General features: G+C 34.4%; 16 protein-coding genes. 15 read left to right on the plus strand and 1 reads right to left on the minus strand.

Annotated features, from left to right (window positions below; all coding sequences use genetic code 11):
• Window positions 1-18: 18 nt before the first annotated feature.
• The 12 genes from C8E03_RS05480 to C8E03_RS05535 all read left to right on the plus strand — a co-directional run bounded on the left by C8E03_RS05480 (window position 19) and on the right by C8E03_RS05535 (window position 10,954).
• Window positions 19-1,515 carry a CoA-acylating methylmalonate-semialdehyde dehydrogenase gene (locus tag C8E03_RS05480; RefSeq protein WP_094375669.1) on the plus strand — a complete coding sequence of 499 codons (1,497 nt, stop codon included), beginning with the start codon at window positions 19-21 and terminating at the stop codon, window positions 1,513-1,515.
• Window positions 1,516-1,794: 279 nt separating this feature from the next.
• Window positions 1,795-2,271, plus strand: a complete 477-nt coding sequence (locus C8E03_RS05485) for a glutathione peroxidase (RefSeq protein ID WP_110290516.1) — start codon at window positions 1,795-1,797, stop codon at window positions 2,269-2,271.
• Between the two features lie 12 nt (window positions 2,272-2,283).
• A complete protein-coding gene (locus tag C8E03_RS05490) occupies window positions 2,284-2,829 on the plus strand; it encodes a glutathione peroxidase (protein ID WP_094375667.1) in 546 nt (181 codons plus the stop codon).
• Between the two features lie 298 nt (window positions 2,830-3,127).
• The gene (locus tag C8E03_RS05495) at window positions 3,128-3,928 is read left to right on the plus strand and encodes a pseudouridine synthase (RefSeq protein WP_110290517.1); all 801 of its coding nucleotides are present in this window, start codon (window positions 3,128-3,130) and stop codon (window positions 3,926-3,928) included.
• A gap of 26 nt (window positions 3,929-3,954) precedes the next feature.
• On the plus strand, window positions 3,955-4,137 hold the full coding sequence (locus tag C8E03_RS05500; RefSeq protein WP_094375665.1) for a DUF6472 family protein: 183 nt from the start codon (window positions 3,955-3,957) through the stop codon (window positions 4,135-4,137).
• A 51-nt stretch (window positions 4,138-4,188) separates the two neighbouring features.
• Window positions 4,189-4,683, plus strand: coding sequence for a DNA-deoxyinosine glycosylase (locus C8E03_RS05505; protein WP_110290518.1), 495 nt, complete (start codon window positions 4,189-4,191; stop codon window positions 4,681-4,683).
• A 178-nt stretch (window positions 4,684-4,861) separates the two neighbouring features.
• Window positions 4,862-5,191 (plus strand): PadR family transcriptional regulator, encoded by a 330-nt coding sequence (locus C8E03_RS05510; RefSeq protein ID WP_094375663.1) that lies wholly within the window; start codon window positions 4,862-4,864, stop codon window positions 5,189-5,191.
• A gap of 3 nt (window positions 5,192-5,194) precedes the next feature.
• Window positions 5,195-5,557 (plus strand): permease prefix domain 1-containing protein, encoded by a 363-nt coding sequence (locus C8E03_RS05515; protein ID WP_110290519.1) that lies wholly within the window; start codon window positions 5,195-5,197, stop codon window positions 5,555-5,557.
• A 258-nt stretch (window positions 5,558-5,815) separates the two neighbouring features.
• Window positions 5,816-6,604 (plus strand): PHP domain-containing protein, encoded by a 789-nt coding sequence (locus tag C8E03_RS05520; protein WP_094375661.1) that lies wholly within the window; start codon window positions 5,816-5,818, stop codon window positions 6,602-6,604.
• Between the two features lie 11 nt (window positions 6,605-6,615).
• A complete protein-coding gene (locus tag C8E03_RS05525; RefSeq protein ID WP_110290520.1) occupies window positions 6,616-8,430 on the plus strand; it encodes an ABC transporter permease in 1,815 nt (604 codons plus the stop codon).
• A gap of 26 nt (window positions 8,431-8,456) precedes the next feature.
• Complete coding sequence (locus C8E03_RS05530; protein WP_094375659.1) at window positions 8,457-9,596, plus strand: ABC transporter ATP-binding protein; 1,140 nt, start codon at window positions 8,457-8,459, stop codon at window positions 9,594-9,596.
• Window positions 9,597-9,673: 77 nt separating this feature from the next.
• Complete coding sequence (locus C8E03_RS05535; RefSeq protein WP_170122907.1) at window positions 9,674-10,954, plus strand: extracellular solute-binding protein; 1,281 nt, start codon at window positions 9,674-9,676, stop codon at window positions 10,952-10,954.
• Window positions 10,955-10,964: 10 nt separating this feature from the next.
• Here the strand turns inward: C8E03_RS05535 and C8E03_RS05540 are convergent, their stop codons facing one another.
• Window positions 10,965-11,804, minus strand: a complete 840-nt coding sequence (locus tag C8E03_RS05540) for a MurR/RpiR family transcriptional regulator (protein ID WP_110290522.1) — start codon at window positions 11,802-11,804, stop codon at window positions 10,965-10,967.
• A gap of 134 nt (window positions 11,805-11,938) precedes the next feature.
• On the opposite strand from C8E03_RS05540, the gene C8E03_RS05545 reads away from it, so the two are divergent.
• The 3 genes from C8E03_RS05545 (at window position 11,939) to C8E03_RS05555 (ending at window position 13,702) form a co-directional block, all read left to right on the plus strand.
• Window positions 11,939-12,595: a PHP domain-containing protein gene (locus tag C8E03_RS05545; protein ID WP_094375656.1), complete on the plus strand. Its 657-nt coding sequence runs from the start codon at window positions 11,939-11,941 to the stop codon at window positions 12,593-12,595.
• 428 nt (window positions 12,596-13,023) lie between these two features.
• A complete protein-coding gene (locus C8E03_RS05550; RefSeq protein WP_094375745.1) occupies window positions 13,024-13,470 on the plus strand; it encodes a DUF2975 domain-containing protein in 447 nt (148 codons plus the stop codon).
• Between the two features lie 10 nt (window positions 13,471-13,480).
• On the plus strand, window positions 13,481-13,702 hold the full coding sequence (locus tag C8E03_RS05555) for a helix-turn-helix domain-containing protein (RefSeq protein ID WP_094375655.1): 222 nt from the start codon (window positions 13,481-13,483) through the stop codon (window positions 13,700-13,702).
• The last annotated feature ends 55 nt before the right edge of the window (window positions 13,703-13,757 follow it).

The raw sequence follows: 13,757 nt of genomic DNA on the forward strand, positions 1-13,757 counted from the left end.
TAGAAAAGGAGTAAAGATATGGAAACAATTAAATATTTTGTCGGTGGAGAATACCGAGAATCTAAAACAACAAAATTCAATGACATTTACAATCCTAGTACAGGCGAAGTAGTTGCGAAAGCTCCTTGCTGTACCAAAGAAGAAGTAGAAGAAGCAATTGCAATTGCTAAGGAAGCTTACAAAACTTGGTCACAGGTACCAGTAATCAAGCGCGCACAGGTTATGTACAAGGTTCGTGAACTAATCATAAAATATATGGATGAATTAACGGTACTGGTATCACAGGAGCATGGAAAAGTACTTAGTGAAGCACATGGAGATGTGTTAAAAGCACAGGAAGGAACAGAACTTGCTTGCTCAATCCCTACCTTAATGATGGGAGAGTCTTTATTAAATACCTCAAAAGGCTTTGACACCACACTATTTCGCGAATCACTTGGTGTATTTGCAGGAATTACTCCATTTAATTTCCCAGCAATGATTCCGATGGGATGGATGACTCCTAACTGTCTTGCTGCTGGTAACTGCATGGTATTAAAGGTATCAAGCTCAACACCAAGAACTGCATTAAGATTTGCAGAAATCTATAAAGAAGCAGGTTTGCCGGATGGTGTATTAAACATCGTTACATGTACAAGAAATGAAGCAGAAATCTTTTTAACACATCCAGATATCAGAGGTATTTCTTTTGTAGGATCTACTTCGGTAGGTAAACATATTTATAGCACGGCTGCAGCTCATGGAAAGAGAGTACAGGCTTTATGCGAAGCGAAGAATCATGCATTGGTTATGAATGATGCTGCAATTGAGCGTAGCGCTGCTAGTATTATCAATTCTGCTTTTGGATGCGCCGGCGAAAGATGTATGGCATTACCTGTTGTTGTTGCAGAAGAGGGAATCGCTGATGCATTAGTTGCAAAATTAGTAGAGCTTTCAAAAGGGCTTAAAATAGGTCCAGGCTATGAAGCAGATTCTAAATTAGGACCGGTTATTACAGAAAAGCACAAACAAAGTGTATTAAACTGGATTCAAAAGGGAATTGATGAAGGTGCTAAATTAGTACTTGATGGTAGAGATGTAACAGTAGAAGGTTATGAAAACGGCTTTTACGTTGGACCTACAATCTTTGACCATGTATCAGAAGAGATGACAATTGGCGCAACTGAAATATTTGGACCGGTTCTTTGCGTAAAGAGAGTAAAAGATTTTGAAGAGGGATTAGCTGTTATGAACAGTAATCCATTTGCAAATGGATCAGTGATTTACACACAAAGTGGATATTTTGCAAGAGAATTTGCAAGCAGAACAGATGGAGGAATGGTAGGAGTTAATGTTGGAATTCCTGTTCCGGTTGGCGTATTCCCATTCTCAGGACATAAGAATTCTTTCTTTGGAGACTTACATTGTTTAGGAAAAGACAGCGTAAGATTCTATACAGAAAGCAAATGTGTTACCACTAAATGGTTTGACGAAGAAGAGAAGAAAGTGACAAGTGTAAGTACTTGGGACAATTAAAGATCTAGCAATATCAACATTTATAAATTCAATATCCTTAATAATTATTTCAATAAAAGACCACTGATAAAATATTTTTCAGTGGTCTTTTGGTATTTGTATCTAAAATTTAGTTACCCCAAATTTATTTACTATGCAATTATTGGTTTGGGATGAAGAAAACATACTGCTGTGAATATAAACTCGTGAAAAAAGATTGACAAGGACAAATAAATTGTGTACAATACAATTAAATAAATAGAACACAATTAAATTGAAAGCAATAAAAAGGAGGACTATATGAATATATATGATTATAAAGTAAAAAAATCAAATGGTGAAATGCAAAGCATAAGTGATTATAAAGGTAAAGTATTATTAATTGTTAATACTGCAACAGGCTGTGGGTTTACTCCACAATACGAAGGATTGCAAAAGCTATATGATAAGTATAAGGATCAAGGCTTTATTGTATTAGATTTTCCGTGTAATCAGTTTGCTAATCAAGCGCCTGGAACGGGAGAAGAAATTCATGAGTTTTGCCAATTAAATTATCAGGTTAGTTTTCCACAATTTGCTAAGATTGATGTAAATGGTGAGAAGGAAGATTTGTTATTTACATTTTTAAAATCTCAGCAGAAGGGTATATTAAGTAATAAAATTAAATGGAATTTTACAAAATTTTTGGTTGATAGAGATGGTAAAGTGCTTGAAAGATTTGCGCCGGCTACTATACCGGAGAAAATAGAAGAAAAAATTAAAAATATATTGAGGTAGGAGGAATGAAAGATGGGAATCTACGATTTTAACGTTTTAAAGGCAGACGGAGAAGAAATATCATTGACAGAATATAAAAATAAAGTTATATTAATAATTAATTCAGCTACGGAATGTGGATTTACTCCTCAATACGATGCATTACAGGACTTGTATGAAAAATATAGTAAGGAAAATTTTATTATACTAGATTTTCCTTGTAATCAGTTTGGTAATCAGGCTCCTGGTACCAATGCAGAAATCGCAAGCTTTTGCGATACCAAATTTGGTATTAAATTTCCGATATTTTCTAAAATAGATGTAAATGGAGATAATGCTTCGCCATTATATCAATATTTAAAAAGTGTTAAAGGTTTCAAAGGTTTTGATGCAGAGCATCCTTTAGCAGCATTGCTGGAGAGTATGCTTGGAAGGGAAAATCCTAATTTTGCAAAAGAACCTGATATCAAATGGAATTTTACCAAGTTTTTAATTGATCGAAATGGAAATGTTGTAGAACGTTTTGAGCCAACGACAGATTTGGGAGTTGTTGAGGATAAAATAAGAGAATTACTTTAGATAGATTATCGAAAAAAGTGGACTGTGTGATGAAAGAATTTAGTCATTTCACAGCTCTTTTTTCATGTTTATAGTATTTAGTCAATATTGGAGTATTGGAATCAATCATTCACGATAGTCAACTGGCTTGAGCTGGTTGGCTATTTTAATATTTTTAGTATAGAACTTGTTACAGCAAAAGAGGAAATAGGCTTTTATCTTTTCTGCTTACTATGATACAATGGTTTACGTATCATAAAATGAAAAGAGATTTTAAAAGGCTTACGAAGCTATTAACAGCGTTATAAAAAGGAATGGTATGAGATTAGATAAGTATTTAGCAGAAACCTCAGTTGGTAGACGAAAAGAGGTTCGTATATTGATAAAGGATAAAAAGATCCGGGTGAATGGTGAGATTGAGCTTTTACCAGCGGCAGAGATTGATGAAGAGAATGATATAATTGAATATCTGAATCATCAAATCAAGTATACAAGAAAGGTTTATTATATGTTTCATAAGCCGGCAGGATGCGTGACAGCAAGGAAAGATTTAAAGCATACTACAGTGCTTGATTATTTTCAGGATGTCGATAACAATTGTCTCTTTCCAGTAGGTAGATTGGATAAAGATACAGAAGGATTATTATTTATTACGAATGATGGTGAATTTAATCATCATTTAATGCACCCTAAGAAGCATGTGAATAAAACTTATTTTTTCTGGGCTTTTGGAGAGCTATCCATAGAAAAGATTCAACAATTAGAAGATGGAATTGAATTGGACAGCGGTGATTTTATAACGAAGAAAGCGAAACTTGAAATATTAAGAACTGGATTATTCAAGGAACTAAAGGTTGAAATGAAAGAAAACTTAAATGATAAGATTAAGAAAAATAGGGATATACAGCCTGTTATATCTGGATACCTTACTATATCGGAGGGATGTAAGCATCAAGTGAAGCGAATGTTAAAAGCAGTAGGATGCTATGTGATATATCTAAGAAGAATATCAATTGGTAATGTTGCATTAGATGACTCTTTGAAAAAGGGTGATTACAGAGAGTTGACATATGAAGAAATAGAACTTTTAATGCCAAAGAAAAATAAAGAAGATAAATAAGATAAATCAGAGGGAGGCTTAACAAAATGTCTAGTAAATCAAACTGTGATTGCTGTATCAATTACAGCTACAATGAGGAAGAAGATTATTACGAATGTCAGGTTAGTTTGGATGAAGATGAGTATGGAAAATTTTTAGGAGGAACATTTGGGGGGTGTCCATACTTTCAAATAGATGATGAATACAGGATTGTGAGAAAGCAAATGTAATTTCAATAAGTAGAATAGCATGATAAGTTAAATAGAGTGAGGAGGAATAAAATGGGTGAATATCAGAAAATAGAGCATACGTTTGAGCCTGTGTTTGATAAGAATTCAAGAATTTTGATTCTGGGCAGTCTACCATCCGTTAAATCAAGAGAGCAAGGATTTTACTATGGCCATCCACAGAATCGATTTTGGAAAGTTTTAGCTGGAATATATGAATGTGATACTCCAGTTTGTATAGAAGATAAAAAGAAAATGCTTTTATATAATAACATTGCAATATGGGATGTCATTCAAAGCTGTGATATTGTCGGTTCCAGTGACAGCAGTATCAAAAATGTGGCGCCAACAAATTTAAGTCTTATTTTTGCACAATGCAATATAAAAGGAATATATGCAAATGGCAAAACAGCCGCCAGGTTATATCGCAAATTCAGTCAAAAAATAACAGGTTTAGAAATTATAGAGCTGCCCTCAACAAGTCCTGCAAATGCGGCATTTAATCTGGAGCGTTTAATAGGGGAATGGGTAAAAATAAAATGCAATTAGTTCGTAATGCATTTTATTTTTTTGCTATAAAATCAGATATTCTTAATCTATAAAAGCTCGATGTGCAGGCATAGAAGAAGCTCAAAGCTTATCGAAAAAAAGACTTGACATATATAGACTATCTACATATAATTCTATATAGATTATCTATATAGAATGATGAATAAGGAGGTATAAAATGGCAATCAATAAGAGTTTAGTTTCAGGAAGTACATCAATGCTCGTAATAAGTTTGCTAAAGGATAAGGATATGTATGGGTATGAAATAATCGACTGTCTGGATAAAAAATCGAATAATGTTTTTCAATTGAAGGCAGGTACTTTATATCCTTTGTTACATATGCTAGAAGAACAAAATCTGCTTACTTCTTATGAAAATGAAGTGGGTGGAAAAATGAGAAAATACTATAGCATTACAAAGGATGGGAAGAAATACTTAAAGGCTAAAAAAGAGGAATGGCAGGAATATTCATCAGCGGTATCGAATGTTCTATGTATGGAGGTTTAGCGGATGAATAAAGAGAATTATTTGAAAATAGTCATAAATCAGATTCGCTGTGAAAAAGCAAAAGGTATGATTAGTGAAGAAATAGAAAATCATATTGACGATCAGGCAAAAGTTTATATCGATATGGGAATGGGCGAAGCTGAGGCAATGGCAAAAGCGGTAAAAGAAATGGGAGATCCGGTTGATACAGGCGTTTCACTCGATCGAATTCATAGGCCTAAAATGGCATGGAAGTATTTATCGTTATCAAAGTATTATTCCAACAAAAGCACCAAAAAGAAAAAAAATCAAAGTAATATTTATAGAAGATTAAAAAGTTGGAAACAATTTGAAATCTTTATAGATGAGAGTATCAATAAGCAGTAAATGATACTTAGGAATTTTTCATAAAATACAAAGAAAGTTACAACTGATTAAACGGTTGTAACTTTCTTTGTGTTTTAGATTTTTTAATTCACATTAGCATAAAAATGAAATAAAATTTTCAAAAAGATTTAAATGAAACTTTACATGCATTTAACCTGTTCTTGATAGTTGGGGTTTAGTATATAAGATAAAATAATAAAAAAAGAAAGGTCAAAGCATCGTTTTATTCTTAATGGTAATGGTGCATAGGTAAATTATATGAAGATTGATTTTCATACTCATGGAAAGTTAACAAAGAAAATTCCCTTTTCAAGTCAGTATACAGATTGGCTATTTGAAGAGGCAACAAAATCAGGTTTAGATGCCATTTGTCTAACAGAACATTTTAATACTTGTGGTTTTGCAGAAATCTACGAATACATTAGACAAGTTTATGAAAAAGATGGTGATTATTTTATAGCTCCAACCGGATTACATATTTTCCCGGGTGCTGAGGTAGATATTGCAGAAGGTGGTCATACTTTAGTGATCGGAGATATTGATACGATACTTGAAATTAATCAAAGGTTAGAGCCATATAAGGAAAAAGGCTTATACCTTTCTTTTGAAATGTGGGCACGGATGGTAAAAGAATATTCAGTGTTGTTTGGCGGAGCGCATCCTTTCCGTGAAGGAGGTCATATTCCTGAATTATTGCAGGAGCAACAGGAGGCTTTTGACTTTCTGGACTTAAACGGAAAAGACATGGCGCAAGGAGCAGAAAAAAATCGGGCAATGATAGATGAATTAAGCAAAAAAATACAGAGACCCATTGTGGCCGGAAGTGATACTCACCAGTCATTTCAATATGGATGCATCTATAATGACTTTCAAAATAATTGTAGTACGATTGGTGAACTAAGAAGAGAAATGGATGCGGGGTGCTATGAAATTGCAATGTCAGATTATTTGAGCTTTCAGGTGAGAGCAGCAGGTTGTATGAAACGTTCTTTAAAGACAATTTATGCTATGGGTGGTGATTATGTATCCATTATGCTTGATGAATAGGAGGTTATGTTATGAGAAGCCATAAGCCGATTTGGGGAGAAAGGCTAAAAAATCAAGTTATAAACATCATATGCAAACCATATAATATGATTGTTTTTAGCGCATTAGGAAGTTTGATTTGTCTGATTTTAGTACCATTGCTTTTAATGGTTAAAAATACATTTATTTTGTCAGCCACTGAATTAAGACGTGTACAAGGCGGTCAAATTGGAGATGTTACGCTTTATTATTGGAAGTACCTCCTTTTGAGTAAGCTATCGGGGGCCAATTTTTTTACGCCACTGAAAAATTCTTTGTTTATTGCATTTTTTGTAACTATTGCTGCTGTTTTACTGGGCTTTTTTCTTGCATGGCTCATGGTACGTAGTGATATACCAGGTAAAAAGTGGCTGACACTAGGTATTATAATACCATATATGATTCCATCCTGGTGTAAGTCCATGGCATGGTTAGCCATATTTAGGAATGGACGTGGTGGTTCTCCGGGATTTTTAGCGGGGCTTGGTTTTAATATTCCAGACTGGCTTGCTTATGGACCTATTGCAATCATTCTTTGCATGGTGCTTCATTACTATGCTTTTACATATATTATGGTATCTAGTTCTCTAAGAACCGTAAACAGCGAACTAGAAGAGATGGGAGAGATTCAAGGTGCGGACAAACTATATGTTTTAAGAAAGATTACGATGCCATTGGTTATGCCCGCAGTTCTTTCTTCTGCAATCATGACTTTTAGCAAAGCAATTGGAACCTACGGAGTTGCAGCAAATTTGGGCCTTCGTATCAGCTATTATACTCTGGCAACTAAAATGCACGATTTTATAGGTAGTGGTTCTGTTACCGTTGGTTATTGTATGTCAATTCTTTTAATATTTATGGCATCAGGAACTATTTTTGCAAACCAGATATTCATTGGTTCGCGTAAATCATATGAGACTATTGGCGGCAAAGGCAATCAATATTCTGTTATTAGCCTTGGAAAGGTTAAATATCCCATTATGCTTTTAATGGGTGGTTTCCTTATAGTAGCGATGTTGATTCCTCTGTTTATTTTAGTAATGGAAACTTTTCAAATTCACACAGGAGGAGGATACGGACTTCATAATCTGACACTGTATAATTGGATTGGCAAATTGGAAAACGCAAAAGATACAGTGAATTATCCGGGAATATTTAATAATAATGCTTTTATAAAGGCTGTTTGGAATACTGTAAAACTGACTGTCATTGGTTCAACAATAACAGCACTATGTGGTCAGCTCTTGGGATATATCTGCTCACGCGGACGTGGAACGTGGTATGGAAGTTTAGTGGAACAACTTATTTTTATTCCATATCTGATGCCCGCAGTAGCTTTTGCTGCTATTTATTTGTCTATGTTTAGTAAGTCTTACGGACCAATACCTTCCCTATACGGAACCTTTACTATTATACTTTTGGCAACGGTTGTAAAACATTTTCCCTTTGCCAGTCGTTCAGGTACGGCAAATATGTTACAAATTGGTAGAAGTCTGGAAGAAGCAGCAACGATTGCAGGTGCTAGTTTTTGGAAACAAATAACACGAATTGTCATTCCACTTGCTAAAAATGGATTTGTTTCAGGATTTTTATTAGTTTTTATTAGTATTGCAAAAGAGCTGGATCTCATTATTTTATTTATGACGCCGCAGAATAATACATTATCCTATTTGGCATTTCAGTACAGCAAAGAAGTGATGCCACAGATGTCAGATGCAATTTCTGTAGTAGTACTGTTTTTTGTAATGCTTATATACTTTGTAACTAACAAATTGACAGGAGCTGATATCGGAAAAAGCTGGGGCTAACGAAAGAGAATGAAAGGAATGGATATATGAGTAAAATAGAATTAATGCACATTGATAAATTTTTTGGAAATAATCATGTGCTAAAGGACTTGAATTTGACCATTGAAGATGGAGATTTTATGACTTTGTTGGGTCCATCTGGGTGTGGAAAAACTACTACCTTGCGTATAATCGCAGGTCTGGAACGCCCAGAGCATGGTAATATGTTGATGAATGGAAAGGAAATAATCAATAGTGAAGTGGACTATTATGCAGAGCCTTCGAAGCGAGGCTTGAATCTGGTCTTTCAAAGCTATGCTTTATGGCCACATATGACAGTTTATGACAATATAGCTTTTGGACTAAAAATTAAAAAACTTAGCAGTGCAGAGATTAAAAGATACGTAATGAATGCCTTAGAACGTATGCGCATGGAGGAATACGGGAAGCGTTATCCCAATGAGTTATCAGGTGGACAACAACAGAGAGTGGCTATCGCTCGCGCGATTGCGTATTCACCAGAATTACTTTTATTGGATGAGCCTTTATCTAATTTGGATGCTAAACTACGCATTGATATGAGGGTTGAGCTAAAACGTCTCCATCAGGAGTTGGGTACTACAATTATTTATGTCACTCATGATCAGGTAGAGGCTTTGACAATGTCAACTAAAATCGCAGTATTTTCTAAGGGTTGCTTGTCACAGTTAGTAGAACCTATGGAACTGTATATGAATCCTATTGATTTAATAAATGCAGACTTTATTGGAAATCCCAGAATTAACTTTTTGGATGGGAAAGCGTGTAAACAAGGTAATAAATTGAAAACATATTGTTCACTAGGTTCATACATCTATGATGCAAAGGATATGACAGATGAAGTAACGCCAACAGGAGAATTTAATTGTATTTTCGGAATTCGTCCGGAACAGGTGCAGATTGAAAAAGAACCTGCTGATGGCTTAATTGCAGCTACTGTATATGCAAATCAATTAGCCGGCTCGGAAACTTTAGTTACAGTTCATATTTTAGATTCTCAAACTGGAAAGAGTGATGAAGTGTTGGTGAAACAGATTGGCATTGAGGATTATAGGACTGGCCAAAAAATATATTTGAAGGTCAAACCAGACCGGTTTAATGTCTATTCAAAGGAAAGCACCAGACTGATTAAATATGCAAGAATTTAATATAGTTGAAATTATATTAGAAAAAATGGATGAAACTTCTATTAAATATGATACGTATAAGAAAAGGAGCAAATATAATGAATAAGAAATATGAAACTGCGTTGTTGTTGTCAGGTATCATAATATTATTGCTGACGGCATGCAGTAACCGTACACAAACAACAGACAAAGGAAGTACCCCCGTGAGTAATGCAGCGGCTGAGTCATCCAATGATACCATCACAGAAAATGTTTTTACTGTTCCTACTGATAATTCTTATAATGTAATGAGTGAAAGAAAACTCTACAATTTGGCTGAGACAGAGGGTGGTAAAATCGTCGTATACTGCACATCAAGTAAAGTTTCAAAAATCGCAGAGAAATTCATGGAAGAATACCCAAATCTTAAAGTCGAAGTAAATGATTTGGATAGTGGCGAAAGTATAACTAAAGTTGTTGCAGAAGTGGATGCAGGTAAAATTATGTGTGATGTGGTACAAGATTCAGACGCACGCGGAGATATTGCATTTAATTATTATGGAAAATATCTGGAGGCATATTATCCTAACGACATATGTGCCAATATTAATCAAGATTTATTGACCTACGGAATGCCTTTATATAGTTCGATATCTTACTGGTTCTATAACACGGATGTTTATCCAAATGGTTCCCCTATCACTAACTGGTGGGATATTGTAGAATTGAATGATGATGGAACTCAGGTGTATGATTTGTATAGTAAGGAAATTTCATCGGAATCCACCTATTTGGCGTTGTATAGTAACTTTGTAGCAAATCCGGGAATATTGGAACAAGCATACAAAGATAAATATGGTACGGATATTGAATATACATATGATGCCTCGGCATTGGGGGTTGAGGAAAATAATGCTGGCTATGAATTCTTATACCGCCTTTCACAGTTAAAAAGTACATTCATATCGGATGGGGATGAAATTGTAGAGGCTGTGGCAAATTCTACGGCTGAGAAACCTGCACTTGGTATGGCTTCTGCCGGTAAAATAGGGAACCGAGATGATAATGGATACCCGATTGCCTGGGTTACTAATCTAAAACCTTATGTAAGTACTCAGAATACAAGCTATGTATATACAGTTACCGGTTGTGATAACCCTGCTGGTGCACGTTTGTTCATTTGGTATATGTGCGGTGGCGAAAATGGTGACAATGATGGTTATAGTGAAATCATGAAAGAAGGAAGTTGGTCAACTCGCAATGACTATGTAAATGATAAAAATCCCTTTAGCTTGGATGAAAGTAACACCATTGCGTCTAATCTTAAAGAAGTTTATAAAGCGTACCTAGACGTTGCTGACTTTTGGACATATTGGCATGACATGAGCACAAACAAGTAGGATGTAGTTCTTATCGCGGAATATCGTCTTTATATTTTTCTTTTAATGAATGAAGTTGTTTTAAATCCTTAGTTGCATTTTCACCTATTCGTGAAGCAATCATAAGAACTAAGGCGTCAACAAGTGCGATAGGTGCTGTCATGGAATGATATTCATTTGGTTCACCACGATAAGTATAAAGTTGAATCGTTGGTAATAGTTCTGCATTATTATATAATCTGCTGCTTATTAGAATGGTTTTGTAAGGAACTATAGATTGGTGTTTTAGCAGTACTTCTGCTTCACGTGGTGTTTTTTGAAATCCAATCAAAAAGACTACATCATCGGCGGTTATGAAATTCATAAATTCGAATAATTCTGAGCTGCCTGGTGGAAGTAGAACTATTCTAAAACCAAATCGGGAAAGCCGAAACTTTAACAATTGTGCGATGGATACGGCGGCACCTTTTGCATATATATATATTGTATTGGCTTCAATAATAGCTGACATGGCGGCTTCAAGCTGTTCTTCGTCTAGTAAAGTCAAGGTTTTTTCAATACAAAATTGCTGATAATGTAACATACCATCAAAAGAGGAAAGATCTTGTTTATAGATAGTATGGTTTAATTTTTCAGCCGGAGAACTGTTTCCCTCTAAATGACATAGAACTGCATTACGCAATTCCTTGAAATCCGCATAACCAGTATGTCTTGCAAATCGAGAGATGGTAGATTCCGAAGTGCCTAGGCGCTTTGCAAGTTCACTAATGGATATATGGACAAATGAAGAAGGATTTTCATAAATGTAATTAATGATTTTTCGTTCTGTTTTGGTATAAGCAACTTCTGATGAAAAATGAAATTCAGTCATAATAAATCCTTTCTAGCATAGTAATAGCAGCCCACTATGTTTATAATTCTATTATATATATTTTAACATATACAGTGTCACGAATGGAACTAAATTTTATAGTGTATTAAAATATTTGTGAGGAGGAAATTAAAATGAGTACATTTAAGTTTGAAATGCATTTTCATACGGAGGAATCCAGTCCTTGTGGAAAGATAGCTGCAAAAAAAGGTGTAGAATTATATCAAAAAGCTGGATATGATGGCATTGTTGTCACAGATCATTTTAGTAAAAGTGTTTTTGGCGGTCCACAAGAAAGAACTTGGGCGGAAATTTGCGAGAGCTTTTTAAAAGGATACCGTCTCGCAAAGCAATCTGTAAGAGACAGTGAATTTCAGGTACTTTTGGGAATGGAAATTCGTTTTCCGGATGATGATAATGATTTTCTGGTTTATGGCATTGATGAAGAATTTCCGAAACAGCATCCATGGATTTATATGAAAGAACTGAGTGATTTATTTGATATTTCAAAGGAAAAAAACCTAATAATTGTTCAAGCTCATCCATTTAGAGATAGTTGCCATTTAGCACCAGTAGAATTTTTACATGGGATTGAAGTTTACAATGGAAATCCCAGGCATAATTCTAGAAATGAATTGGCTGAAAAAGCCGCAAAGAAACATAGATTACTTGAAACATACGGTTCCGATTTTCATCAAATGGAAGATATCGCTAGAACATATATTGAACTTGATAAAAAACCAGAGACAGAACAGGAACTGGTTGCACTTCTAATGAATCTCTCTTTGTAAAAGCCATTATGAGATAGGGAGTGATATATCCCAAAGAATACTGATAGAGCAGTTGAACAAATGGACGCTATAATCAGCCTGCACTAGAAGATATCAGTTGAATTTGAATCACATTAATTCATACAAAAAAGCTGGACATTCGTAGCCCATACGAAACGTTCAGCTTTTGTCATGCAAAACATTTCATGCAAAACATTTCATGCAAAACATTTACGGGGTAAGAGGCTATAAACAAACTGTATTTCAATATATTTTTATCGAAAATCAATAAAAATATATTGAAATACAGTTTGTGGTGTGCTATATTAATAATGGAAATGTTGAGAAAATGGTAAGTAACGTGTTTCCACGATATAAATTTGAGGCCAAAATAAGTTTGAAATAACTAAGTTCGTTGGAAAGCGATGAAAAAGAAAGGATTGAAAGAAATGAAAGACAGAATTACAATGATGACGAAAATATTACTTGATGTAATGTTCTATGGGGGAATAATAGTATGCCTGACATTACCAATTAGTATAAATTTTTATGGTAATTACAATTCCTACTTTGCGAAACATTATATTGAATTATGTGTTTTATTTTTTGGGTCTGGGCTATTTGCAGTATTGATTATATGGGAGCTAAGAAAAATGTTCAAATCAGTAATTAACGATGATTGTTTCATAAAACAGAATGTTGTATCGTTAAGAAGAATGGGAAATTATAGCTTTATGATTGCGTTAGTAACCTGTTTACGTCTGCTTTTATATTTAACACCAGCCGTGCTGGTTGTTATTTTAGTATTTGTGATTGCAGGACTTTTTAGTAAGGTACTTTCTCAAGTATTTGATAAGGCGGTTACTTACAAATTGGAAAATGATTTAACAATTTAGGAGGCTTTCAATGGCAATAATAATAAATCTAGATGTAGTAATGGCTCAAAGAAAAATGGGGTTAACACAATTAGCAAGTGAAGTTAACATTACAATGGCCAATTTATCAATATTAAAAAATAATAAAGCAAAGGCAATTCGATTATCAACTTTAGAGGCTATCTGTAAAACACTGGATTGTCAGCCGGGGGATATTTTACAATATATTGATGAGGACGAAACAGATCAATAAATAAAAGATTGAGACTAAAAAATATAGGAACAAGATTGGGCAATCAATACACCCA

This window comes from Lachnotalea glycerini (genome assembly GCF_003201285.1).
In the GTDB taxonomy this organism is placed as follows: domain Bacteria; phylum Bacillota; class Clostridia; order Lachnospirales; family Lachnospiraceae; genus Lachnotalea; species Lachnotalea glycerini.